Genomic DNA, 24,879 nt, shown 5'->3' with positions numbered 1-24,879 from the left:
CAGGCCCCAAAGGGCCTGTGATTTTATTTATTGCGCCTTGCTGCTGCGGGGTGTGGTTGCAGCTGGCTTGGGTGGGGACTTATCTTGGCTTTTCTTTTCCAGGGCCTGTTTTTCTTCCGGGCTTAGCACCTTCATGATGCACTCTTCTGTGCCATAGCTGCCGCCGCTGTCATCGGGCTCGAAATACTCCTTGCGGAAGCTCCACCTGTCCTTGCCAACTTTCTTGATCGTGGCAAGGCCTGTACTATGATCGACGTTGTTTTTCTTGTCGCGAATATTGAAGCTAATCGCCATGCGATTGCCCACAACCACGGCTTGTCCATGGTAAACCGTGGAATTCACGGTTTCAGTTTCATAATAATAAGCACCAAACTTACCATGGCTACTGACGCGATTAAGGCGCAAGGCAACGACTAGGTCATAAGCGCCAATAGCGGAGTTTTCACCCTTGCACTCATAAAGTCCTGTGTAATTGACGCCGGTAAAGGCTGGTTTTGCTTGCGCCAAACTGGAAAAGGCCAGCATGGCAGAGACGATGATTACTTTTTTCATCCGAAGGGCTCTGAATTATTGTTGCAATAGCGGCCTATTGTAACGCGTATATATGTCATCTCTGCAAGCCTGCACAAATATTTCGCGGGATATCCAGCGAGATTGCCCTCTCTCAACACCCTGCATTTTTTGTATTTGCGGACGAGGTGATTTAATATAGCTGCGTCGCAAAACCATTGATCAAACAATACTCTCGCGACACTCAACAATACCAACAGACTCTCAAAATTCAACCATGCTAAAAACTGCGGCCTTGTGGCGTTACAGTATTTTCAATTTTCTACTCATTGCTTTCCTCGCGCATTGGTTCTGGCAACAAAACCAGCCAGTGGCGCTCACTGAACCCGAGCTGCCTGCGAATGGGAAGCTTAACTGTGTTTCCTACGCACCTTATTATGGCGAAGGCGAAACGCCCTTCATTGCGACAACCGTGGCGGAAAAATCCAGAGTGGAGCAGGATTTGCGCCTGCTTTCCAAGCGTTTTGATTGCGTTCGCACCTACTCGGTCAATCAAGGGCTGGATTATGTACCCGAGGTAGCCTCCAAGCTAGGAATGAAGGTCTTGCTTGGCGCATGGATAGGCTACACCAAGCTTGAGAACGACAAGGAGTTCGAGCGGGCGATTGAGCTGGCAAACCGCTATCCCGACACGGTCAAGGGGCTGATCATTGGCAATGAGGTACTGCTACGCAAAGAACAGACAGAAGAAGTCATGCTAGCCTACCTGCAAGAGGCGCAACAGCGTACTGAAGTGCCCGTCACCTATGCCGATGTATGGGAATTCTGGCTCAAGCACCCTCGCCTCGAACAAACTGTAGACTATATTACCGTGCATGTGCTGCCTTACTGGGAAGATGATCCGCAAAGCGTGGACAATGCCATCCAGCATGCAGAAAATGTCATGGATAAGCTGGGCCACACATTCACCAAGCCTTTGTTTATCGGTGAAACTGGTTGGCCTTCTGTCGGCAAGCACCGCAATGCCTCTGTGCCCAGCCTAGTCAATCAGGCATCCTACTTGCGCCAGTTTATCCAGGTTGCTCACAATAAAGGTTGGCACTACAACCTGATTGAAGCAATAGACCAACCCTGGAAGCGCGATCTTGAAGGTACGGTTGGTGGTTACTGGGGGCTGTACGATACCAAGCTGAATAGCAAGTTTGACTTCAAGGGTCCAGTGGCTGAACGCCAAGATGGCGTCAAACCGCTGATCTGGGGATTTGCAGGCCTGATCATTTTCATCATCCTCACCTTGGCACGTAAGGAAAACAGGTTGCCGGCTTTGCTGGCGACTGGCTCGCTGGGTGCCCTGACGGGTGCTACGGCTTATGTGCAGTGGGGATACCTGATTGCCGCTTGCCGCGATACAACGGAGTGGACTGTCTTGATCGGCATTAGCCTGGTTGGCATCATTGCCCTGCTCAATATCCCATCATTGATTACACGCGGCCAAAACAAGCTTACACACAGCCTACTGTTTATCCTCGTACTGGCAGGCATGATCACGAGCTTCCTCCTGATTCCCAAGATGAGCTTCATTCCGCGTGATGTTGAGCTACACCCCATGATTGTGCACGTCATTTACATGATGGATGGCCGTTATCGCAATTTCCCGCTGACATTGTATGCCCTGCCCGCATTGCAATATGCCATTGGTTTCAGCTTGCTGGGGCTACTGCATCGCACTACGTTCGGGCGCTATCGCAAACTCAATATAGTTGCCCTGGTGACGGCACTGATTTGCTTGATATTGGAACCGTTGAACACACATGCACTCTTATGGCTAGGCGTGATCATCTTGCTGGCCTATGCAAGTTGGCCACGCAAGGGAGCCAGGGTTTGAGGGGGCATCTGGCATCATCCGTGAAAAATAAAAGACAAGCATATGAAATTTATCAATAAATATAGCAAAGCCCTTTTTATTGCCTTGGCAGTCACACTGCTGCATTTTGGTATATGGGAAGTCATCAATCGCGCACTGCCATTGATTGATGCGCCCCCTATCGTCAATGGCTTTGCTTACAGTGGCTACCAGATTGGGCAAAGCCCACAGGAACGTAAATATCCCAGCACTGCTGAGATATTGAAAGACCTGGAGCTGATGAAGAAATATACCAACCGCATCCGTATCTACGGCGCCTTGGAAAACCCTGAAACCACCGCCTTGGCCGCCCGCCTTGGTCTTAAAGTCACCGCAGGCGCCTGGCTGGGGCCAGATCACGATGACAACAAGCGTGAACTGGATGCCCTGCTGGCCAGGACAGCGGTCTATCCCAATATTGAGCGCATTATCGTTGGTAACGAAGCGATCTTGCGCGGTGACCTTACAGCCGATGAAATGGTTGCCTATCTTGAGGAAGCCAAGCGCACAGCGCGCGTACCGGTGTCGACGGCAGAGCCTTGGCATGTCTGGCTACGCTACCCTCAATTGGTCAAGCATGTCGATTTCATCACCGTGCACTTGCTTCCCTATCATGAAGGCCTACCTGCCGAAAAGGCCGTAGATTACGCACTTGAGCGCTATCACGAGTTGCTGGACAAGTATCCACGCAAGAAGATCGTGATTGGCGAAATCGGCTGGCCAAGCAAAGGGCCAACCATTGATGCCTCGGTTGCATCCAACGTCAACCAGGCACGGTTTGTGCGCGAATTCCTGGCCAAAACCGCTCATGAGCCTTTCGACTACTACCTGATGGAAGCGATTGATCAGCCATGGAAGGTTAAGATCGAAGGTTGGGCTGGTGCATATTGGGGCATGTTTGATGCTGAGCGCCAGGAAAAGTACTCCCTGCACGGCGCAGTGCCCAAAGATCTACGCTGGGTTTCCAAAGCACTCTGGGGTTCGATTCTAGCCTTCCTGCCGATATTGTTCCTAGCAGTACGATTCCGTAGCTGGGGTACAGGCGCACAGGTCTCACTGGCGGTATTGCTGCAAGCCTGTATTACCGTCTTGGTTGTAACCTGGAACCTGCCGGGTGATTACTATTATTCATTGCGCGACATGATCATCCTTGTGGGGCTGATTCTTGCCCTGCTGATGACCACAGCCGTACTCATGACCTATGCCGTTGAGTTCAGCGAGGTCATGTTCAAGGGCTACTGGATTCGCGCCTACAAGCCTGCGGCACCAGTGCCACCGGAAAAAGAGGCTTTTGTATCTATTCATCTGGCTTGCTACAACGAACCGCCGGAAATGGTGATTGCCACCATAGAAAGCCTAGTAGAGCTTGACTACACCAATTACGAAGTGCTGGTGATTGACAACAACACCAAGGACGAAAGCAAGTGGAAGCCTGTAGAAGAATACATGGCCAAGTTGCCCGACAACTTCAAGTTCTACCACTTGCCACAATGGCCGGGCTTCAAAGCTGGGGCGCTTAATTTTGCCTTGCAGGAAACCGATCCCAGAGCAGAGGTCGTTGGTGTAGTAGACGCCGATTACGTCGTCACGCGCGACTGGCTGGCTGTGTTGATTCCTCACTTTTCGGATCAAGGCGTTGCGGTAGTGCAAGCACCACAGGCACACCGCGAATTTGAGAATAACTTCTTCCGTCGCATGAGTAATTGGGAGTTTGAAGGCTTCTTCCGTATCGGCATGCATCACCGCCATGAGCGCAATGCGCTCATACAGCACGGCACCATGACTTTGGTGCGTCGCAAAGCATTGGTTGATCTCGGCGGCTGGTCTGAGTGGTGTATCTGCGAAGATACCGAACTAGGCTTGCGCTTGCTCGAAGGCGGTTACGAGCTGCGTTATATTGACCGTGTCTTTGGACGCGGCCTTACTCCCGCCAACTTTGAAGCGCTGAAATCACAGCGCTTCCGTTGGGCATTTGGTGCGATGCAGATCCTCAAGCACCACTTGCCAAAATTGCTCGGCAAATCCACGCTCAGCTTCGGTCAACGCTACCACTTCCTGACTGGCTGGCTAAGCTGGCTGGGTGACGGCCTGCAATTGATCTTCACCATGAGTTCCATTGGCTGGACTTTGGCCATGCTTGCCTTCCCTAAATCATTCAGCCTGCCGGTTTCCATCATGCTGACACCGGTACTATGCTTCCTTGTGGTCAAGGGAGCATTAGGCCCCATTCTGTATCGCAAAACCATGAAAGACTGCAAATGGTCTGACATCCTGGGAGCATCGCTAGCAGGCCTTGGTCTTTCGCACACCATCGCACGCGGCATCATGATGGGCCTGATCCAGAAGCGTGGCGTATTCAAGACCACCAACAAGGGCAAGGCAGTCAAGGGTAGTATCTTCGGCCTGCTCACACCCATCCGCGAAGAAGTGCTGCTACTGTTGGCACTGATCGTTGCTGCTGGGGCCATGCTCTACTCCCGCGGCTTCAGCAACCTGGATGCACAGCTTTGGGTGACCATGCTGACCTTGCAATCCATGCCTTACTGGAGCACCCTGGCCTGCCAGATCATCGCGCAATTGCCTGATAGCAAGCCTGAACAAGCATAGCTTTTATTATTGCAGGCAAACAAAAACGGCGGTGAGATGTGTATCTCGCCGCCGTTTTTTTATAACTAATCCATCTTCAAGATAGCCGCCTCGCCCACCATCGCAACCAAGCCGGCCTCCAAGCCAGGGTCAGCGCAACCATCATGGCCGCAAAGCTGAGTTGTATGACTCCCAGCAAGGAGCCAAAACTGGCGCCATCTGTCACCCAGCTAGCCACCATACTCAGCAGCAACAAACCTGCACCCAGCAGGCGTGCTTGCTTGACTCGAGCAACTATCGACACAGTGACCGTTAATCTGTGTTTTTCCTGCGACAAGGCCAAACTGGCCCAGCCTAAATAGGCAGCAGCCAGCCCGATAGCATGTATCCACATGGTATTACTCATGTTTCCCAAGCCCCATGCTGGAGGGTGAAACTGGCGTAGTTTTCTTGCGCTGGCTAGTGCTATTGCGCTGCCCTAGCTTCCAAGCCGCATAAGCGGCCAGAGTAGCTCCGAGCAACAAAACAATATCCATGCCTGCCGTCGCATAGTCGTGCCCTGCCAGGATGTGCCATAACGGAGTAGTTGTTACTGCGTTGGAAACGACAGCGAATAATGCCAACAGGCTTATTAACCATGCCTGCTCACGCCATGCTGCACGGCTACGCAACCAGGCATGGGCAAAGGTGGCAAGCCAAGTTAAATAGAATACCCAGACTTCAAGTGCATCACGCTCATAGCCCAGCAGGGCTGCGTTTGCAGGCAGCCATCGATTGGCTAGCAAAAACATCAGCGTAGCGATGATGATGCCAGTGACACTGCCTATGGTCAGGCCGTGCACAATCGCTACGCCTTTCAAGCCTTGCTTGGCATGACGCACGCGACGCGCCTCCAGCCAGAACAAGAAACCAGTGGCAATCAATATGCATCCCGACAGGCCAGCCAGGAAATACAGCCAGCGCAATGGCCAATGATTGAATTGGATGAAGTGCATCCCCGCGATGTAGCGTTGAACTGTCAGTACGGGTTTGGCTTCGAATCGGCTCAAGACTTCGCCAGAAATCCCATCAAAATAAATGGTATCAAGATTCATGGTGACATCTTGTTCATAGGAACGGCGGATTTCGACATAGGCATGGGCATCCCCGGCATTACGCACACGCAGGAAATAAGGCTGTCCACCACCCCACAGCTGCCTCGCTTGCGCCAACATGGCATCCAGCGATGCTAGCTGACCAGGTTCACCTGCTGGCTTGATATCGTAGCGCCCGGTCATTTCAACCTCATAAGCCGCTTCATCACCCGCATAAACCAGCTTATTGGTATTGGGAAAATACGTGGCAGCAAAAATGATCAGGCCAGACAACGTGATCACGAAATGAAAAGGCAAGGCCAGCACACCGCTCAGGTTGTGCAAATCCAGCGCTGAGCGCTGCATCGCCTTTTGCGGGCGAAAAGTGAAGAAATCCGTGAATATCTTTTTGTGAATAATCACGCCTGAAACCAGCAGCACCAACATACCCATCGCGGCAAGACCAACTATCCAGTACCCCAGCTTCAGCCATTGAATATGCAAGCGAAAATGAAATGGAAAGAAAAACCCGGTGGCGCCCAACGTATAGCGCTCGTCCGTGATTTCACCATTATGTGGGTTGATATAACGGCGGACATTATCACCCTGCTCAGTGCGATAACGTAACGTAAACACTGGGGCACGCTCACTAGGCAGGGTAACGCCCCACTGATTACCAGACAACTTGCTTGCCTCAATCAGAGGCAAGACTACTTTATCTAGCGACACCGGGGCATCAGGCATACTTACCCGCGTTGCAGGCATCATCCAGCGGTCAATTTCCTTGTCAAACACAGACAAGGTCCCCATCCAGAAGATCGCAAACAACACACTACCCAACACAACGCCTGCCCAGGTGTGCAACAGCGCCATGGATTTACGCAAAGAGGGTTCCATCAGCAATGATCAACAATACAAACAGTGGTCATCTACTGAACTGGTCAGCCAGCAGATAAAGTAAACAGGGAAACAGGCACAACATCATAAAGATGCGCAGCAAACGGCGCTCGGCAAATGCCCATAGAAGAATAACGAGGTAAATCAGGAAAGCCAACAATGCACTGGCAACGACGGCTTCGCTACGAAGCATGCCAAGCTTAGCTAAGCCCAGGGCCAGAAACTGCACCACGAGCGCAGTCAGGTAATATCCGCCAATCACGGTAGTAGTAATATGAAAAAAGATCGCTAGCCAGGATGTTGGTTTATGTTTCTTATCCTGCTGCGCTGAGTTCACTGTCATGAAGAATAGCTACATTCAAAGAGATGGGCGTGATTATATTAGACTATGTATGACCAATGCCAGGCTATCCCAATTGTGATAGCCTGGAGTCATTACCTAGAAATCAATTGTGGCTGAAAGCAATAGCGTTCTTGGTGTTGAAATGGTCAAGCCACTTGCACCAGATGGTGCAGCAGCAGATGCCCAATAACTTCTGTCAAACAAATTCTCCACCGATGCACGTAAAGTCACAGGCCAATGGTATTGATGAATGGCATACCTTGCGCCGATATCAAATCTGACCCAACTTGGTATTTTCTGAGTATTAGCCACATCCATATATTGCGAGCTGCTGTAAAGGGTGCGAGCAGTCAGTGTTAATCCCTCAACTGCTGGAGCATCCCACTCTACACCGAAGTTAAAATTGCTACGCGACGTACCCGGTGCTTTAGCACCATCATTGGTGCCATTTTGGGTACTGGTCAGCTTACTATCGAGCAACATGATGCCTCCCAATGTACGCAAACCTGCCACTGGCTCACCAAACACATTCCATTCGATACCTACATTGCGTTGCTCACCATTCAACGCAAATATACGATTCTCGGCAAAAGCACTAGGTTGCTCAATGCGGAATAAACTCAGAGTACTACCATAATGCCCCCAATCCATCTTTACTCCGGCTTCAAGCTGCTTGGATTTTATTGGAGGTAATACTTGCCCCGCGTTATCTACAGTGCCATTGGTCGGTGCGGTCTGTCCTTGAGAGAGACTCTCAATATAATTTCCATATAAAGAAACATGCTGATTTAACTTTAAAACAACAGCAGTAGCAGGCGTCAACGCCTGCTTATCGTAGTGACTGATACGAGTGGAGCTATCAAAAGTATCCACTTGTACCTGTTGTGAGCGTGCACCAATGATGAGTTGCAGTCGATCATTCATCATGGATAAAGTATCCGTCAAGGCTATGCTGTTCAACTCCACTAATCCGGCTTTCGGAATATGCTGGGATAATCCATGGGTATTCGGGCGTGCAAGAGTTGGAGGTTGATAGATATTGGAAATGCTATTAGAAAAATAATAGAAAGCACCACCATGATCCAGGCGGAACTTACTGCCAGCCAAATTCACAGCATGCTGCACATCTCCAGTAGCAAACTTGGTACGCAACCCCGCCTCAGCAGTAAACACATCTTCGTAGCGCAAATAGACAAATGGTGATGCAGTAAAATTACCAGCATTATTACTGACTCTGGGATTCACTCGCAAAAAGTCAGAATCAGCCCGTTTACCACCAATAGCAGCATATACACTCCAGTTGGGATTAAAGTCATACTCCGCACGAATGGCCGCATATGTATCTCGAGTATTGGTATACGTCCAAGCCGGAGCAAAATTTTTCCCGATCCGTTTTGCATCAGGCACTGCAACACCTGCAGCCAAAGTGACTTTTTCTGGTGGTGCATCAACATTGCGTTCTTGATGTCCCATATCCAACGATAACTTCAAATCATTACCACGGTAATCAAGCGCAACTGATCCAATACTCTGCTCAGTTGATTGGTGATCAAATGCAGTTTCACCGGGCGAGCGGTATGCCGCATTAACTCGGATACCCACACTATTATCCGGACCGAAGCGGCGCCCCACATCGACATGCGCACCCCACTGCGCCTTACTGGCATAGGTCGTCGTCAATTGAGTGATTGGAACATCCTGCGCACGTTTAGTCACAACATTAATCGCACCTCCGACAGCACCATTTGGCGCCATTCCATTTAATAAAGCACTGGTGCCCTTGAGAACCTCTACACGCTCTATCGTTTCCACTGCTACAGCATAATTGGATAGCAAGCCATATAAGCCATTCAAGGCTATATCACCATTGCTTACTGTAAACCCACGAATGGAAAACTGATCAAAACGCCCGCCCCTTGGATTGGCACTACGCACCGAAGCATCATTTGCCACCACATCTGCAATCGTTGTGGCTTGCTGATTCTGTATCAGTTCCCTCGTGTAACTCGTGATGCTAAATGGAGTGTCTTGGTAGGCTAGATTACCCAATAAGCCCACACGCCCCCCTGTGGCAACTTGGCCACCACGATAGGCTGATGGCAAATCCTCCAGGGATTCACTCTGCTTTGCAGCACGAACTTTAACCTCTGGCAGGCTGCCGCCATGCTGCAATGGTGTAGTGGAAATCCTCCGCAACCCCCAGCTACCGTTGTCGCGCGCAATTTGATCAAGGCCCGTGCCCTGCAATAGCTTGCTGAGTGCCTGTTTAGCAGTGTAGTTGCCTTGCAAGCCGCTACTTTGCTTACCCACCACCAGCTCTGGCTCGAATGAAATCAGGATGCCTGCCTGTTGGGCGAACTCAGCCAAAGCATCTTCCAGAGAGCCTGCGGCAATGCGATATTGCTGTTGCTCTGCCACAATTTCCTGAGCATGGGAAAGTGGCAAAAAGCTGCCCCCTAGCGATAGTGCTACTAAAGCATGGCATACAGCCTGCCGGATGCTATTCCTGGTTGAAAGTGGCTGGGAAGATTGTCCCTGCACTTGGTATGTCATGATAGTTTCCTCAATCAAAATGAAGTGGTTCAACTGACATACCGAAGCAGGAATAAAAAACTACAGTCCGCTGCAAAAAATATTGAGCAATATGGTGGCGACTGATAATTAACGTACGCGATCAAGTTGGGTCCGGTAGAACCAAGAGCGCTTGATCTCCAAACCTAGCGTATCTGCCACGGCATCTAGCGCTTTGTCGATATCATGAACGGGGAATACACCGGAAATACGCAACTCGGCCACCTCTGCGCCGCATCGTATCGTGCCATGGCGATAACGTTCCAACTCTTGCAGCAATGAGATCAACTTCATATTGCGCGACACGATAACGCCATTCAGCCAGGCTAGGCTATCACGGCTGGCTTCCAGCAAAGGGCCAAGCTGTTGCCGACTAAAAACCAATGAATATCCGGCCTGTACGATACGCTTCATCCCCGCTGCCACCACCTCAACCGCTCCATCAAAGACACTGACCAGTATGCCATTCTCATGGTCACGCACCAGGAAGCGAGTTCCTAATGCCCGTATCTGACCATGGCTGGTTTCGACAATAAAATTGCGCTGGGCAAATGCCTGCTGATGGCCCGTGGTCAAGAGGATTTCACCTTGATAGAAGCGTAATAGTCGCACGCTGGCATCATAATCAACATCCAAAGCGCTGGCAGTATTGAGGTGAATGTCGGTGGCATCCATCAATGCCACATGCCTGCTTTCACCAACAGCGGTTGTGTAATCCGCCAACATCGGGCGCCATGGCACCTTCTGGTACCCTAAGCCCAATAACCCTGCGCTACCTCCTACCAACACTGCCAATTTGAGCACCTGCCTACGTTGCAGCATGTTATTCATGCGCTGGCTCATACGCCTTTCGTCATGCAAGGTAGCTCTAGCCAGTGGAGCAGGGATTTGCCTTACCTGCTGATCAAGTTGTCCCAAACGATCCCAGGCAAGCTGGTGTAGTGGGTGCGCCTCTTGCCAGCGCTCGCAAGCCTCATAATCTTCGGGGCTAGCGTGACCAGATTGCAAGATCACCATCCAGCGGATGGCTTCCTCAATCACCTGTGGAGAAGGAGCAGCTTGCATCAATCAAGCGGGGAAAGCAGCGGCGTAACAAGCACCATATGCCCGTATCATGTATTGCTGCACTGAGCTGACAGAGACATCCAGCTGCTGTGCAATTTCGCCATAGTTCAGGCCATCAATACGAGATAGTAAGAAAGCCTGACGCACCTTACTAGGCAACTGGGCCAGCATTCTATCAACCGCCACCACAGCCTCCATCGCCAGGGCTTGCGCTTCTGGCGATGGCACAACGGCCTCTGGCAATTGACTCAGGGCCTCTTGAAATGCCTGCTCTAATGCTGATTTGCGGAAATAATCAATCACCAACCCCTTGGCCACTACGGTCAGCAAGGCCTTGGCTTCATCAATATAGAGCCGTTCACGCGCGGTCAGGAGGCGGGTGAAGGTATCCTGAGCCAAGTCAGCCGCATGATGCGGGCAGCCAAGATGGCGATACAGCCACTGCACTAACCAGCGATGATGCTCCGTATAGAGCTGGCTGATGGCGCACAGACTCAAGGCCTGCGGATTTTTCATAGATGGGATAGTTAAAAAATGCGAATTATTATTATTCTAAGGTAGTTTCTATTTGTAAGATAGAGTGAACGCTATCTTGGACGAAGGTGTATTACGATCAATAATTAACTAAATGCGCCGCCCCAATAATGCCTGCCTGATCACTGCTATTGGATACCCGTACATCAATTTTGTCACGCAGTACGGGAATAGAGTCATCATGCAACTGTTGGAACAGTGTCGGCGAAAAATATGGCCATGCCTGGCTCATTCCGCCCCCGATCAACACTACCTCGGGGTCAAGTATTTTTGCCAGGTGGGCAATAGCCAAGCCAAGATGCCGACCTGCAAGCGCATAGGCATCAAGCGCCGCACTATCTCCTTGTGCTGCTCGCTCTGCAATATCTTGCGCAGAAAGGCTTTCCCCTGTCACCTGGTGGTAGCTCAGGGAAACACCAGGAGCTGAAGCATATTGCTCCAGGCACCCATGATTACCGCAACCACAGAGGCGCCCCTTGGGCTCAGTAATCAAGTGACCGACTTCCATGGCAATACCATGCTCGCCAGGATAAGGTTTTGCGGCATGAATAAACCCGCCACCAACCCCTGTCCCCAGGCCAATATAGACCATACTGCGCGGAGCCTGTGGCAATAGCAGGAATTCCCCAAACGCCGCCACCAGAGCATCATTCTCCATGACGACCGGCAACCCGATCAATCGCGAAAGCTCCCCTGCAATATCGACATGGCGCAAGCCTGGCAAATTGGGAGATTGCACGACATGCCCAGCCACTGGGTCAATAAAGCCGGGAAAACCAATGCCGATACCATTCACGTCAGGATACTGTTTCATTGCCTGCTGCAATGCCGACAAACTGATCCTGAGAATTTCCTGCAACGCAATCGCCGAGGCATGCTGCTTGCAAATGGATGAAAAATCAGCAGGAAATCTTTGTTCATGAATGACTTTTTTATCTTGCACCACCCCTACCCTGAGATTGGTGCCACCAATATCCACGCCTATGTTTAACTTTGCCATAAAGCCTTAGTCACATATTAACTATTAGATTCAGAGTAAATAACAATTAGTTGTTTTTAATAAATTTTAATTTCACGCTTATACCATCAATTAACTGCTCATGATGCCATTCCAACACGATCGTCACAGCTTGCATGATTTTTTCAAACCCGGCTTCAGATTGAGAAACGGAAAAATGTGGATAGCTGAAATAATTCGCCGGAGCATTAGTTTGCAGGTGCAAGGTACCACCCAACACATCGTCATCCAGAAATAACTCCTGCCAGTCATCTTGACTCAACGCTTGGCCAAAGCCACCCAAAATTTCCTGCCCCTGGCGGAAACGTCCGGCAGGGCCATCACAACTAGGCATGGCAAGATTGATCTCAACACGCAGTCTGCCTGAAACCTGCATACCCTCTTGTAATTGATAGCGGACTTGCAATGTCTCTTGTTCAAGCTTGTATTGCTTGTACAAAATGGGAGCAGAGCCATCAGGCAAATGTCCGACAAAGCGAATGGCTTCTGCATTTTCTCGCTGGTATCGCAGCGGAATATTAGCGCCTTGATCCAGCCAACTATCATGGAACAAGGCCTTGCGGTAAAGATCGATTTCAAGATCACCAGGCAGGATTTCATGCTTGGAACCCATTTGCTCATGAGGATTGGCAATCCCCTCACCTGGCTGGTGATGTTCTGGCGCAGCGTGAATCTTGCGATGGTAATGCTCCGCCTGCCGCGTCAGCGTATCACCAAAATTATGATGCAATGTATAGCTATCAAGCTCAACGATCGCAGCGGCATCATCTAGCTTTATCACTGCTTGCACTATCCCGTTCTGGATCAACAGTTCATCGTATCCATCAATATCGATGTCTACGATCTCTGTTGCCGCACGCTTATCCACTTGGTCAAGCAAACCCTCCAGCCTGATGATGGCATGGTAGACGGCACGACGTAAGTGAGGCAGGTAAAGGCCGCCAAACAAGCCGTGCCAGTAGGCATCATTAGCCTGGGCCTCATACAGCAGCTTCAGCATCTCGACACTGTGTTGGCTGGGCTTCAGGCTGTGATAACGCTTGGATAAGCCCAACATGCGCTTATGCATCCAGTTGGACTCTGGATAGCGCATAAGAAAATTGCGCCAGATGCCGCCACGCACGAATGGCTTGGTCACTTCATATCGTTGGTGCTCCCGCTCTTGGGCAACCAAGTCCGCATAATGGTGGGCAGCAGGCACCGGCAATGTCCACTCATTCATCTCGATATAAGAGGTAGTGGGCAAATAGACAATGCCTTTTGTCCGCGCACGCTGGTGGTAGTCGGCATAGCGCATAGGTTTGATCACATCTGAATGCAGCACGCCCTCTATGAATTGGCGCAACCAGCCACGTTCATATACCCACTGATAAGTCTCAGGCCAGATACCGAATTTCTCGATATCGTCAAAGTACACCGCAGCCGCCTGGCCATCTTCGCTTGCCAAGCTTTCAAGATAAGCCACCACCTCATCCGCAGGTGAGAAGGGCAAGCGGTAACGCAATGCCTCGGAGATAGGGAACAAGTCGATATGACGGCCATCTTCCTCTGTCGTATAAAAACCATTCAATACACCAGCCTCTTTGCCTGCACACATGAAGTGGTAATCATCAACCGTCACATATTCAATGCCTCCCTCTGCCAGGGCAGGCACCACGCTTGACTCCCAGACACGCTCCGTCAACCATGCGCCTTGCGGCGCTTGCCCCAGTTCGCTCTTGAGAAAGCGTGAAAGAACATTGATCTGCCCTACTCTATCCTGAACCGGAATAGAGGCCAGCACAGGCTCAGTGAAACCAGCACCAAAGAGCTCAGCCTGCCCGCGCTCCACCATTTCTCGCAACAAGACCATATCTTCAGGGAAATGTTCCAGCATGTATTCCAGCAACCAGCCACTGATGTGGATAGCAAAATGAAACGCCGGATACTCATGCAACACCCTGATAAACGGTCCATAGCAGCGGGCATGCGCATCTTCTAACACGCTTTCGAAATTACCCACTGGCTGGTGGGCATGCACACCAAGTAGCAATGCAATGGTTCTAGCCAATTCCTGCTCCTGTTTGATGAGATTAAGTGGGTGATTCCGCAGCCTGGCCGCGGCGCATGGTGCCGGCATTGGCGGCTGTAGAGTCAATTGCACCACTACTGATTGCCAAGCCTAAGTTACTTGGGGCCGGATGCTTGAGGAGTCTGTAAAGATTGGCAAGGTTTTGACGGAACAATTGATCAAAACTGCTCACGCTCAAGGCCGAGTTGTAATCTCCCAGCCACCAAAACCAATCAGAACCTTCGCAAATCGCCAATTGCCTGCTGGCTGCCTGGGTTTCCTTCTCCGTCAACAACCCTTGCTGAGTAACACTATCAAATACCTCCTTGGCCGCACAAAGCAAATCCCAGCCCCGGTTTTTATCGGCACTACCGATCCAGGTGCTAAAGCTGCCATATACCCAACTACCTGCAGCCACAGCTGGCAACTCACTCAGTGGCAAGCTGCCATTCAGGGAGCGCTCAGCCAGCTCGCTAGGCGTCAACATGACAATATGCTCATGCTGGCTCAATGCGGCATAAAGCTGGCTAAGGAAGTAATAGCCGTTGTAAGGATAATATTCCCAAGCATTTTCACCATCGAGAATCACGCTGACCACAGGAGATTGCTCGCCGTTACTCTGGGCATAGATAGCTTCCAGGCTGCCGATAAAGTCGGCGACAGCATTATCCGCATGCTGGTTGGCATACTCGAACCCAATTTTGTCCGACAAGTGATCATCACGGAAAAAGCAAAGAATCTCATGCTCAGCATTACCCACCCGATAAGGCTTGTAGAGATATTCGTGTCGCGGCGGCAGCTCACTGCGATCAAATGATTTATACAAACTATTCGCCAACACGCCTTCACCCGTTGCCGTCCAGCTCACACCATGTTCAGCCAGCAGCAACAAGGCATCGTGTGACACTGCACCTTCCGCTGGCCACATGCCATTGGCTGGCTTGCCGAAGCGGCGCTGGTGCGAAACCTGCGCTTCTTCGATATGCAGGCGTGCGCGCTGCTTGCCGTGCGGATAATGCTGATAATGCGGCAATGGCGCATAGGGCATGGCATCGCGCGTAGATCGAAAATCCAGCAACAAAGGCAGGATGGGATGGTAATGCGGCGTTGTGGAAATCTCGATCTGCCCTGCAGATTCCAGCGCCCGATAACGGGGAATCAGGTCGCGCATCAGTGTGGCAATCAACTTGAACAAGGTTTGCCTATCTTCTGGCGTGAACTGGCTCCCCTTATTCATGAGTGCCTGCACTTCGGGGCTATTACGCCGCACACTTTCGCCGGTCCAGGCCAGGTGATACCAGACCAGCAAATCAGCCATGTATTGGCCTGAAAGATAATTGAACATGCTCTTGCCGTGCGGCTCGAGCTTGACGTACATATTGTAGAGGCACTGGTAATGCTCGAAGGGTGCGAGCATTTTTTCATGATGCCCCTTGAAGCAGCTATGCAGGATCAGGCAACGCTCATCCTGGGTCAGCGACTTCATCTCATCCTTGGCAAGCAGGGCTAGCAAAGGGTCACGGATATTGCCACTGTCAAACTGCTCGACGTAATCCTCCAGTTGATCCAGTAGCACTGGCACAAAGTTGAAGCTGACCCGCGCACCTGGATTGCTTTCCAGATGATAGGCCATATCCGTGTAATCCTTGATGGCATGCAGATACGTCCAGGGCAGCACATATTCACCGCTGGTAATGTCGCGGTAATCCGGCTGGTGCATGTGCCAATACAGATTAAGGTACAGCTTTGGAAGCGATGCAGTCATATCACCCTTTACTTGTTGTTACTCGTAAATAAAGTCTTGATCATGCTGCCCGATCTGCGCCGGGTTTAAAGGTCAACGAAAATGGTGCAGGCTTTGCCCCAACATATCGGGCGTGACCAACACTACGCCCTCCTCCGTGACGTGAAAACGCTTACGGTCCAGCTCCAGGTTCATGCCGATTTCCATGCCATCGGGGATACGTGCACCGTTATCTACCACCACGCGCCGTAATGTCACATGGCGCCCCACATCGACCTTGGGCAAGATTACCGAATGTTCGATGCTGCTGTAGCTATTTACCCTGACATCCGAAAACAGCACAGAGTTTCTGATGCTCGCGCCACTCACGATGCAACCACCTGAAATTAGCGAGTCTGTCGCCTGCCCACGGCGCTCTTCATTATCAAAAACGAACTTGGCAGGCGGCAATTGCTCCTGATAAGTCCAAATCGGCCATTGCCGGTCATAAAGGTTGAGCTCAGGGACGACCTTGGTCAGCTCCATGTTTGCTTCCCAATAAGCATCTACCGTACCAACATCGCGCCAGTAATAGTTACCATCCGCTGCACCGACGCAGCTATCCGTGAATCGATGGGCAAACACACGGTATTTCTTGATCAGGTAAGGAATGATGTCATGACCAAAATCATGGGATGACTTTGGATCGTCAGCATCACGGATTAATTGCTCGTAGAGGAAAGCAGCATTGAATACATAAATACCCATGCTGGCCAAGGCATGTTCTGGATCATCAGGCAAACCGTCAGGATTGGCAGGCTTTTCCTTGAAATCCACGACCCTGTCATGTTCATCTACCCCCATGACACCAAAGGCGCTAGCCTCCTTCAGGGGCACATTGATGCAGGCCACTGTCATATCTGCCTTGTTGCGCACGTGGGCCGCCAACATCTGACCGTAATCCATCTTGTAAATATGATCGCCAGCAAGGATCAGAACGAATTCCGCACTGGTCTGGCGCAAGATGTCCAGGTTCTGGAATACCGCATCAGCCGTACCTTTATACCACTCCTCCTGAATGCGCTGCTGGGCTGGCAATAGCTCGACAAATTCGTTGAACTCGCCACGCAAGAAACCCCAGCCGCGCTGGATATGCTGGATCAGTGTATGCGCCTTGTACTGCGTCACCACGCCAATGCGTCGAATGCCGGAATTGATGCAGTTGGACAAAGGAAAATCAATGATGCGGAACTTGCCGCCAAATGGTACGGCTGGTTTGGCGGTCCAGTTAGTCAGATCCCTGAGACGGCTGCCTTTACCGCCAGCGAGGATGAGCGCGACCGTGTTCTTGGTCAAAGTGCTCACAAAACGAGAAGAACTCAATTCATGCTGCTGCATTTTTGCCCCTCCTGATTTATAGTTTGGACATACGTTGTAACAACAGGGTGCGAACCGGGCCTATTCGCATTGATCTATTTCAGCTTCTGTAGAACCATTATAGGCACGAAGCCTCTTACTAAGCTATAGGCAAATGACTGGAAAAGCGCTTCCCAGCTAGCGCTTAGGAAACTTACCATCTCTGCAGAGTACTGGAATCCCATGTTGACCAAAACCAAGCAAGACCCTCAGCTTAGCCACATACTCAATGCGCGGCACCATGATCCATTTGCCTATCTTGGACTGCATCAAGTCCAGAACCAGTATGTCCTGCGCGTATTCCAGCCATTTGCAGAAAAAATATGGCTACAAACTACATCAGGCTGGGAACCGCTAAAGCTTAGCCATGATGCCGGGCTGTTTGAATGGAAAGGCAGCACTCCACCGCATGTGCCTTGCCGCATCAAGCTAGAGAAGCAAGGACACCAATGGGAAACGCATGACCCCTATTCATTCTGGACTGCCTTGTCACCAGATGAGTTATACCTGTTCGGCGAAGGCCGCCTGAAACAGGCTTACCGTACCTTTGGCGCACACTTGTGTGAGCAACAAGGTGTCAATGGCGTGAGGTTCGTGGTCTGGGCACCAAGTGCAGAACGCGTCAGCGTCATCGGCAACTTCAACCACTGGGATGGCCGTATCCACCAGATGCGTGTCCATGGCAGCAGCGGCGTCTGGGAACTCTTCATTCCCGAGCTTACCACCAGCGACCTCTATAAATTCGAGATACGCAATCGCCATAGCGGGCAGGTGTTGACCAAGACTGACCCTTACGGTTTCAGCTTTGAAGCACGCCCAGGCACAGCAGCAAAAATCACTGACAATGGCCACCACACCTGGCAGGATGCAAAGTGGCTACAGCAGCGTGCGCAGGCCGATTGGTTGCATGCGCCTTTCAACTGCTATGAAGTTCATCTTGGCTCATGGCGTCGCAATAATGCGGGCGGATTCCTGAGCTACCGCGAGCTTGCCCATGAATTGGTGCCTTATGCTCAGGAAATGGGCTATACGCACATTGAGCTATTGCCAGTTTCCGAGCACCCACTCAACGAATCATGGGGTTATCAAACGACGGGGTATTTTGCCGCGACCAATCGCTTTGGGAGCCCAGATGACCTGCGTTACTTCATCGACCACTGCCATCAGGCAGGGATAAGCGTCATCCTAGACTGGGTTCCTGGACATTTCCCCAAAGATGATTGGGCCTTGGCACGTTTTGATGGCTCAGCTTTGTTTGAACATGAAGATCCACGGTTAGGTGAACATCAGGATTGGGGCACCTACATCTTCAACTATGGTCGCAATGAGGTACGTAATTTCTTGCTGGCGAGCGCTCATTACTGGCTCTCAGAGTTCCACATTGACGGCCTACGCGTGGATGCCGTCGCCTCCATGCTTTACCTCGACTATTCGCGCAAGCCTGGCGAATGGCTGCCTAATCGACATGGCGGGCGTGAAAACCTGGAGGCCATCGATTTCCTCAAACAGCTCAACATCATGGTACATGAGGATTTCCCAGGAGCCCTGACGATTGCCGAAGAATCCACCTCCTGGCCTATGATTTCACGTCCGGTCTATCTTGGGGGGCTGGGATTTTCCATGAAGTGGAATATGGGCTGGATGAACGATACGCTGGCTTACATCGCGCATGATCCCATTCACCGCCGCTACTATCACGACAAACTCACCTTTGGCCAGCTGTATGCCTATAGCGAGAACTTTGTCTTGCCGTTCTCGCATGATGAAGTTGTACATGGCAAGCGATCTCTGCTGGATAAAATGCCTGGCGATGCGTGGCAGAAGTTTGCCAACTTGCGCCTGCTCATGACTTACCAAATGACCATGTCCGGCAAAAAGCTCAATTTCATGGGCAATGAACTGGCACAAGGGCGAGAATGGAACGTCAACAGCAGCCTGGATTGGCCACTGCTAGACCTGCACTGGCACCAAGGTGTGCAACACTTGAACCGGGATTTATCCCACCTCTATCGCCAATTGCCTGCACTGCATGAGCTCGACTTTGATCCTCAGGGCTTTGAATGGATAGATTGCAATGACAGCGATCAATCCATCCTCACCTATTTGCGTCGCGGCAGGGATGGCAGCATCGTGCTGGTGCTACTCAACTTTACCCCGGTATTGCGAAGCGGGTACCGGATTGGCGTACCTTACGCCGGGCATTATCAGGAAATCTTCAATAGCGATGCGGGATATTATGGCGGTAGCAACCAAGGCAACGGCAATGGCTTGCAAACGGAGCCACAAGCCTGGATGGATCACCAGCAATCGTTATTGGTCACACTCCCGCCTCTAGGAGGCATCATCATTCAGCCGACGTAAGCTTGATGCCATCGACACACCTCATCGATTAGCCATTAGCAGTGATAAAAAGGTAATGGAATTGATTTAGCCACGCTAAATATCTCGCTTGGCTATCCCCGTAGATCGGGCTGAAGTGATATATTCACGCATTGCCATTTACCTCCCTTCCCCCCCGATGAGTGAGCTCAGAGCCCTGGCCAGGCGATATGTTTATTCAAGCTTCTTTATGCTGCTTGTTGGCTATATTTTTCCGATCATTGCCTTCTTGATGACGGATATTCTTGATGATCCCTATGTATTCTTCATTGCATTGGGCTTCATGGTGCTATGCACTGCCATCGCCATGTGCCTAAACTTCATCACCGATCGCTACATCTTTGATATCAAGACTGTGAAAAAAGAAGATGGGAGCCAGTTTAGGCAGCGCTTTCTGCAACGCCATCACCACCTGCTACGCCTGCACCAGGCAGTGGATTGCCTGAGCATCCTGAATTTACTGCTCAGCCCGGTCATGTTCTATTACGTGTCATATCTTCATGGTGCTCATATCGTTAGTATCGGGTAAATAGACGCCAGCAAGAGTAAAGCGGTGACCACGTTGAAAATACGCATTCTCAGCGGATCATTGAGCAGCTTGCGCAACATCACACCACACCCAGCCCAAGCCCCCACACAAGGTGCGCCCACCAAGGTAAACACTGCGCTTAATATCGCTACATCCAGCATGCTTGAGGGATGTGGCAGATAGGCTGCCAGTGCAGCCAACGCCATTACCCACGCCTTGGGGTTGACCCATTGGAATGCCGCCGCTTGCAAAAAGCTGAATGGCTTTCCTAATGTTTCCACTTCGCCTCGCTGACCGTGAATGGGGGCTTTTGCAATATTGAATGCCAACCAGCATAGATAAGCGGCACCGACATACTTCATTACTATCTGCACAAAAGGATAGTGCGCAAACAAACCTTGGGCTCCCATCCCAACGACAAACAGCATCACAAAAAATCCACTACTGATGCCCAGCAAGTGAGGCATTGATCGTCGCCATCCATAGTTGAGCCCGGATGACATCATCATCAAGTTATTCGGCCCTGGGGTGATGGATGACACAAAGGAAAACATGACCAAGCCCAAAAGCAGCTCTACCGAAAAATGAGACATCAAAAATTCACCTAGCCTAGATAACTGTTGTATTTATACCAACACCGTTGTGTTTTACACAAAAAAACCTCATCGCCCGTTACTCCTTTAACACTGATTAACGACATTATTAAGTAGCATGAAGGAATATTTGATGACATTGATTCCACTGAAGCCATTTATGCCCTATCGCAAACTACCCGCTACGCCTGAACTCGACTTCGATAGCCTTTGGAACCATACCGCGGATTGGTTCGAGACGCCTAATCAACACCGCCAGGGATGGAGTGGCGTCAGCCGTATTATGTTCAAGACTGTGGATGAGAGCAGGCCGTTGTATGCGTTTCTCAAGCGCCAGCACAACTTCATGCGCAAAACGTGGCGCCACCCATGGAGCGGCATTTCGACATTTAATTGCGAATACCAGAATCTACTGCAACTTTCCAAACGCGGAGTTCCTGTCCCGGCACCACTTTTCTTCTCGGAAAAGAAAGAGGGTGATGATGTCAATGCCGTGCTACTGACCGCCGAATTGGTTGGCTTTACCCCATTGGATCAACTCGCTCCGAGCATTTTCAAGCCAGGAGTCAGTGTCTCAAGACAACGTAAACTCACTGCCTCGGTTGCCGCAACCATCATGAAACTGCATCATGCGCGCTTTCAGCATCGTGCACTTTACCCCAAGCATATTTTCGTCAGGGAAATGCCAGATGGTCATTTCGAAAGCGTCCTGATTGACCTGGAAAAAGCACGTATCAGGCTACTTCCTGTACTACGCACTCTACAAGACTTGGCTACACTTAACCGAGATCTCATACACCTGAGCCGCACTACCCGGCTCTATTTTCTCAAGCAGTATTATGGTGCAAGCAAGCTAAGCTCTCCGATGAAGTGGATAGCGAAGCATATCCATGCTCGCTCTGAACGCAAGAAAAAAGCTTAATCCTCATCCTGGCAGCACTTCAACAAGCTACGGCACATCAACATGAGATAGCGCCTCAGGAGTTTTATGAGTAAAATGCGCACATCTTTTAGGGAGTAGCCTGCTTCTTTCCGAAGCGCCCGTATCAACATAATCGACGTTTGTCGTGGTGCGGGTAGCCATTCTGGTTGGCGAGACTAATGGAGGCTAGTACGTTCAGGTTGGGCGTCCTAGTCACCATTTGACTGTGCCCAACCTCACGTACTGAATCCATGAATACTATTTCTATCTTGTTTTTGGCATTGGCCATGTCGGCCGATGCTTTTGCTGCGGCTATTGGCAAAGGTGCCATGCTGCAACGCCCCAGGTTGCTGGAAGCCTTGCGCACCGGTTTGATTTTCGGTGTCATTGAGGCTATCACCCCACTGGTGGGCTGGAGCCTGGGCCGGGTTGCGGCTGATTATGTGACAGCCTGGGATCACTGGATTGCCTTCAGCATACTTTCCATATTGGGCTTGCGCATGATCTGGCTGGGCTTACGACCAGATGAAGAGGCTGTGGAAAAACCTCAAAGCCATTCATTTATCCTGCTAGCTGCCACTGCGCTGGGCACCAGTATTGACGCCATGAGCGTTGGTGCCAGCCTGGCATTTCTTGACGTTGATATTATTCCAGTAGCGTTCGCCATTGGCCTGGTGACTTGCCTGATGGTAAGTATCGGCGTCATGCTGGGACGTATGCTGGGCGCGGCCTCCAAACATACCGTAGAAATCATAGGCGGTCTGATCTTGGTTGGTATTGGCAGCCTGATCTTATACAAACATTTGTCTGGTGCTGGCTAAGCTTTTTTGGCAAGTAATCCAGGTGCGGTAGTGAAAGCGGCAAATCCAGCACGATACAAAGCCTCTGCGATCTCCCAGCGATCCTGTTTGACACGGTTGACCCAAAACAGCGTGCTGTAGATGCCATCGAACAGCGAGAATAGATAAAGCGTAGCAAGATGGATATCAATATCCGCGGGCAAGTCCCCCTCCGACATCGCCTCTCGTATCATCACCTCTATTCCCTCCCTGGACTGACGCTCCCAGTCATCGCGGATATCCAGCAGGGGCTTGTTATCTTCGTTGCAGTCACACTGCATATATAGTATCTGCAATACACGCTGCACTGGCCCCGGCTCGCCACAGAGCTTGAGGAAATACATTCCTTCTTGATGCAAAGCCTCCAGCGCCGATAATGCTGGGTCGCGTTCCGGAGGGATAGCCAATGTCAATGCGCGTTGACACATCTCGGTAGCCAAGTCGATCTTGTTATCAAAATGACCATACACCGCTCCGCGCGAGATGCCGGCTGCATCCGCAATATCCGACATCGTCGCATAACTGATACCGCGCCGCAGGATTACCTGCTCAGCAGCATCAAGGATCGCTGAGCGCGTACGCAGTGAATCTTCCTTAGTTTTCCTAGCCACAGCAACTCCGTATTACCCTACTCATCATTCGGATATCATAACAAAAAATTAATTAATCAGTCATGATTGATTATGATATAGTGCAAAAAATTCAGCTGTTAAATTAACTCCAGCTAACATTTCAACTTAACACCTCATTGAGCAAGCTTATGTCATCACCATTGTTTGGGCGTAAAACCACCTGGCTATGTGCGTCAATTATTCTTGGCCTATCAGCATGCAGCCAAGAGCAACAGCAGGCAGAGAATGCCGTACCTCCTGAAGTTGAGGTGTATATCGCAGAGATGACAACCAGCCCTATTGAAATATCCGTACCCGGTCGCCTGGAAGCCTATCGGCAGGCAGAAGTGCGGGCACGTGTTGCTGGCATCGTCACCGAGCGCCTCTACCAGGAAGGTCAAGAGGTCAAGAAAGGTACACCTTTATTTCTGATCAATCCTGAGTTATTAACAGCGGCACGTGACCAGGCGGCTGGCACCTTGGCAAGTGCAGAGGCTAATCACCGCAATGCCCTCGACAAGCTGGAGCGCTACCGTGACCTTGCCACTGACCACTCCGTGAGTGAACGCGATTACCAGGCAGCAGTCTCCGAGGAGATGCAAGCCAAGGCACAAGTGCTGACGGCAAAAGCACAGTTGGACAAGGCCAAGCTGGACCTTGGGTACGCGAAGGTAATTTCCCCGATTGATGGTCGTACCCGCCGCGCCATGGTGACGGAAGGTGCCTTGGTCGGGCTAGACTCCCCCACTCCACTGACGACGGTGGAACAGATCGACCCGATCTACGTTAATTTCTCGCAGCCAGCCAGCGAGGTCATGGCACTGCAGCGTGCAATCAAGAGCGGGAAGATGAAAGGTGTTGCACGCGACAGCATCGCGGTAAAGCTGGTCTTCCCGGATGGCTCTGAATATGCCCATGCAGGCAAGCTTTTCTTCTCCGACATTGCTGTGGATAGCAGCACAGATACTGTGGCTATGCGTGCCCTATTCAGCAACCCTGACCGCGAGCTGCTACCCGGCGGTTATGTACAAGTGCAATTAAAGCAGGCAGAAAATCCTGCCACGGTGCTGGTGCCGCGCGATGCTCTTATACGGACTGCAGAATCCAGTAGCGTCATGATTGCTGACGAGCAGGATCAGGTACAAGCTTTACCCGTTACGGCCCCGACTATGCTTAATGGTCAATGGATGATCACCAGCGGCCTCAAGGGCGGTGAACGCATCATCGTGACTAATCCGGCCATGATGGCCCCAGGCACCAAAGTCTCGGTACGTAAAGCTGACACAACAGGCACACAGCCTTAATGATTTTTTGAAC

At 50.9% G+C, this 24,879-nt stretch carries 20 protein-coding genes; 7 read left to right on the top strand and 13 right to left on the bottom strand.

Translation table 11 applies throughout. The annotated features are described in order from the left end of the window. Window positions 1-27: 27 nt before the first annotated feature. Window positions 28-552 carry a hypothetical protein gene (locus LG202_RS04275; RefSeq protein ID WP_230347172.1) on the bottom strand — a complete coding sequence of 175 codons (525 nt, stop codon included), beginning with the start codon at window positions 550-552 and terminating at the stop codon, window positions 28-30. 235 nt (window positions 553-787) lie between these two features. Between LG202_RS04275 and LG202_RS04270 the strand changes: the two genes are divergently transcribed. Beyond that, window positions 788-2,395 carry a glycoside hydrolase family 17 protein gene (locus LG202_RS04270; protein WP_230347171.1) on the top strand — a complete coding sequence of 536 codons (1,608 nt, stop codon included), beginning with the start codon at window positions 788-790 and terminating at the stop codon, window positions 2,393-2,395. Window positions 2,396-2,437: 42 nt separating this feature from the next. Continuing rightward, window positions 2,438-5,020 carry a glycosyltransferase gene (locus LG202_RS04265; RefSeq protein ID WP_230347170.1) on the top strand — a complete coding sequence of 861 codons (2,583 nt, stop codon included), beginning with the start codon at window positions 2,438-2,440 and terminating at the stop codon, window positions 5,018-5,020. Between the two features lie 76 nt (window positions 5,021-5,096). Here LG202_RS04265 and LG202_RS04260 read toward each other — a convergent pair whose 3' ends face one another. From LG202_RS04260 to glgC, 10 genes are all read right to left on the bottom strand, one after another. After that, on the bottom strand, window positions 5,097-5,405 hold the full coding sequence (locus LG202_RS04260; protein WP_230347169.1) for a DUF3325 domain-containing protein: 309 nt from the start codon (window positions 5,403-5,405) through the stop codon (window positions 5,097-5,099). Next, the gene (locus LG202_RS04255) at window positions 5,398-6,969 is read right to left on the bottom strand and encodes a PepSY-associated TM helix domain-containing protein (RefSeq protein ID WP_230347168.1); all 1,572 of its coding nucleotides are present in this window, start codon (window positions 6,967-6,969) and stop codon (window positions 5,398-5,400) included. Before LG202_RS04255 ends, LG202_RS04260 begins: the two co-directional genes overlap by 8 nt. A gap of 28 nt (window positions 6,970-6,997) precedes the next feature. Continuing rightward, complete coding sequence (locus LG202_RS04250; RefSeq protein ID WP_230347167.1) at window positions 6,998-7,312, bottom strand: hypothetical protein; 315 nt, start codon at window positions 7,310-7,312, stop codon at window positions 6,998-7,000. A gap of 96 nt (window positions 7,313-7,408) precedes the next feature. Next, window positions 7,409-9,865, bottom strand: a complete 2,457-nt coding sequence (locus LG202_RS04245; RefSeq protein ID WP_230347166.1) for a TonB-dependent receptor — start codon at window positions 9,863-9,865, stop codon at window positions 7,409-7,411. Window positions 9,866-9,973: 108 nt separating this feature from the next. Further along, complete coding sequence (locus LG202_RS04240; RefSeq protein ID WP_230347165.1) at window positions 9,974-10,948, bottom strand: FecR domain-containing protein; 975 nt, start codon at window positions 10,946-10,948, stop codon at window positions 9,974-9,976. Between the two features lie 3 nt (window positions 10,949-10,951). After that, the gene (locus tag LG202_RS04235; protein ID WP_230347164.1) at window positions 10,952-11,464 is read right to left on the bottom strand and encodes a sigma-70 family RNA polymerase sigma factor; all 513 of its coding nucleotides are present in this window, start codon (window positions 11,462-11,464) and stop codon (window positions 10,952-10,954) included. Window positions 11,465-11,561: 97 nt separating this feature from the next. Beyond that, complete coding sequence (locus tag LG202_RS04230; RefSeq protein WP_230347163.1) at window positions 11,562-12,482, bottom strand: ROK family protein; 921 nt, start codon at window positions 12,480-12,482, stop codon at window positions 11,562-11,564. Window positions 12,483-12,528: 46 nt separating this feature from the next. Continuing rightward, window positions 12,529-14,550, bottom strand: coding sequence for an alpha-amylase/4-alpha-glucanotransferase domain-containing protein (locus LG202_RS04225; RefSeq protein ID WP_230347162.1), 2,022 nt, complete (start codon window positions 14,548-14,550; stop codon window positions 12,529-12,531). 22 nt (window positions 14,551-14,572) lie between these two features. Further along, window positions 14,573-16,315: a glycoside hydrolase family 57 protein gene (locus LG202_RS04220; RefSeq protein WP_230347161.1), complete on the bottom strand. Its 1,743-nt coding sequence runs from the start codon at window positions 16,313-16,315 to the stop codon at window positions 14,573-14,575. A 72-nt stretch (window positions 16,316-16,387) separates the two neighbouring features. After that, window positions 16,388-17,671 carry a glucose-1-phosphate adenylyltransferase gene (gene glgC / locus LG202_RS04215; RefSeq protein ID WP_230347160.1) on the bottom strand — a complete coding sequence of 428 codons (1,284 nt, stop codon included), beginning with the start codon at window positions 17,669-17,671 and terminating at the stop codon, window positions 16,388-16,390. A 201-nt stretch (window positions 17,672-17,872) separates the two neighbouring features. On the opposite strand from glgC, the gene glgB reads away from it, so the two are divergent. Together glgB and LG202_RS04205 are read left to right on the top strand one after the other, a co-directional pair. Further along, the gene (glgB, locus tag LG202_RS04210) at window positions 17,873-20,050 is read left to right on the top strand and encodes a 1,4-alpha-glucan branching protein GlgB (protein ID WP_230347159.1); all 2,178 of its coding nucleotides are present in this window, start codon (window positions 17,873-17,875) and stop codon (window positions 20,048-20,050) included. A gap of 208 nt (window positions 20,051-20,258) precedes the next feature. After that, complete coding sequence (locus LG202_RS04205; protein ID WP_230347158.1) at window positions 20,259-20,597, top strand: hypothetical protein; 339 nt, start codon at window positions 20,259-20,261, stop codon at window positions 20,595-20,597. Here LG202_RS04205 and LG202_RS04200 read toward each other — a convergent pair. Further along, on the bottom strand, window positions 20,576-21,190 hold the full coding sequence (locus LG202_RS04200) for a LysE family translocator (protein WP_230347157.1): 615 nt from the start codon (window positions 21,188-21,190) through the stop codon (window positions 20,576-20,578). The genes LG202_RS04205 and LG202_RS04200 overlap by 22 nt on opposite strands. Window positions 21,191-21,323: 133 nt before the next feature. Here LG202_RS04200 and LG202_RS04195 point away from each other — a divergent pair, with 133 nt between their 5' ends. After that, complete coding sequence (locus LG202_RS04195; protein WP_230347156.1) at window positions 21,324-22,112, top strand: lipopolysaccharide kinase InaA family protein; 789 nt, start codon at window positions 21,324-21,326, stop codon at window positions 22,110-22,112. A gap of 251 nt (window positions 22,113-22,363) precedes the next feature. After that, complete coding sequence (locus LG202_RS04190) at window positions 22,364-22,933, top strand: manganese efflux pump MntP (RefSeq protein ID WP_230347155.1); 570 nt, start codon at window positions 22,364-22,366, stop codon at window positions 22,931-22,933. On the opposite strand, the gene LG202_RS04185 is transcribed toward LG202_RS04190, so the two are convergent. Further along, window positions 22,930-23,562: a TetR family transcriptional regulator gene (locus LG202_RS04185; protein ID WP_230347154.1), complete on the bottom strand. Its 633-nt coding sequence runs from the start codon at window positions 23,560-23,562 to the stop codon at window positions 22,930-22,932. The genes LG202_RS04190 and LG202_RS04185 overlap by 4 nt on opposite strands. 149 nt (window positions 23,563-23,711) lie before the next feature. Between LG202_RS04185 and LG202_RS04180 the strand changes: the two genes are divergently transcribed. Then, window positions 23,712-24,866 carry a MexX/AxyX family multidrug efflux RND transporter periplasmic adaptor subunit gene (locus LG202_RS04180; protein ID WP_230347153.1) on the top strand — a complete coding sequence of 385 codons (1,155 nt, stop codon included), beginning with the start codon at window positions 23,712-23,714 and terminating at the stop codon, window positions 24,864-24,866. The last annotated feature ends 13 nt before the right edge of the window (window positions 24,867-24,879 follow it).

The sequence above is a fragment of the Methylobacillus methanolivorans genome (genome assembly GCF_054588515.1).
Note: the sequence above shows the minus strand (reverse complement) of the source record. Positions and strands in the feature narration are given on the sequence as shown.

Bases quoted from the DNA above. Each gene is read 5' to 3' on its own strand.
- LG202_RS04275 (WP_230347172.1), bottom strand. From the start codon at position 552: ATGAAAAAAGTAATCATCGTCTCTGCCATGCTGGCCTTTTCCAGTTTG.
- LG202_RS04270 (WP_230347171.1), top strand. From the start codon at position 788: ATGCTAAAAACTGCGGCCTTGTGGCGTTACAGTATTTTCAATTTTCTA.
- LG202_RS04265 (WP_230347170.1), top strand. From the start codon at position 2,438: ATGAAATTTATCAATAAATATAGCAAAGCCCTTTTTATTGCCTTGGCA.
- LG202_RS04260 (WP_230347169.1), bottom strand. From the start codon at position 5,405: ATGAGTAATACCATGTGGATACATGCTATCGGGCTGGCTGCTGCCTAT.
- LG202_RS04255 (WP_230347168.1), bottom strand. From the start codon at position 6,969: ATGGAACCCTCTTTGCGTAAATCCATGGCGCTGTTGCACACCTGGGCA.
- LG202_RS04250 (WP_230347167.1), bottom strand. From the start codon at position 7,312: ATGACAGTGAACTCAGCGCAGCAGGATAAGAAACATAAACCAACATCC.
- LG202_RS04245 (WP_230347166.1), bottom strand. From the start codon at position 9,865: ATGACATACCAAGTGCAGGGACAATCTTCCCAGCCACTTTCAACCAGG.
- LG202_RS04240 (WP_230347165.1), bottom strand. From the start codon at position 10,948: ATGCAAGCTGCTCCTTCTCCACAGGTGATTGAGGAAGCCATCCGCTGG.
- LG202_RS04235 (WP_230347164.1), bottom strand. From the start codon at position 11,464: ATGAAAAATCCGCAGGCCTTGAGTCTGTGCGCCATCAGCCAGCTCTAT.
- LG202_RS04230 (WP_230347163.1), bottom strand. From the start codon at position 12,482: ATGGCAAAGTTAAACATAGGCGTGGATATTGGTGGCACCAATCTCAGG.
- LG202_RS04220 (WP_230347161.1), bottom strand. From the start codon at position 16,315: ATGACTGCATCGCTTCCAAAGCTGTACCTTAATCTGTATTGGCACATG.
- glgC (WP_230347160.1), bottom strand. From the start codon at position 17,671: ATGCAGCAGCATGAATTGAGTTCTTCTCGTTTTGTGAGCACTTTGACC.
- glgB (WP_230347159.1), top strand. From the start codon at position 17,873: ATGTTGACCAAAACCAAGCAAGACCCTCAGCTTAGCCACATACTCAAT.
- LG202_RS04205 (WP_230347158.1), top strand. From the start codon at position 20,259: ATGCTGCTTGTTGGCTATATTTTTCCGATCATTGCCTTCTTGATGACG.
- LG202_RS04200 (WP_230347157.1), bottom strand. From the start codon at position 21,190: ATGTCTCATTTTTCGGTAGAGCTGCTTTTGGGCTTGGTCATGTTTTCC.
- LG202_RS04195 (WP_230347156.1), top strand. From the start codon at position 21,324: ATGACATTGATTCCACTGAAGCCATTTATGCCCTATCGCAAACTACCC.
- LG202_RS04190 (WP_230347155.1), top strand. From the start codon at position 22,364: ATGAATACTATTTCTATCTTGTTTTTGGCATTGGCCATGTCGGCCGAT.
- LG202_RS04180 (WP_230347153.1), top strand. From the start codon at position 23,712: ATGTCATCACCATTGTTTGGGCGTAAAACCACCTGGCTATGTGCGTCA.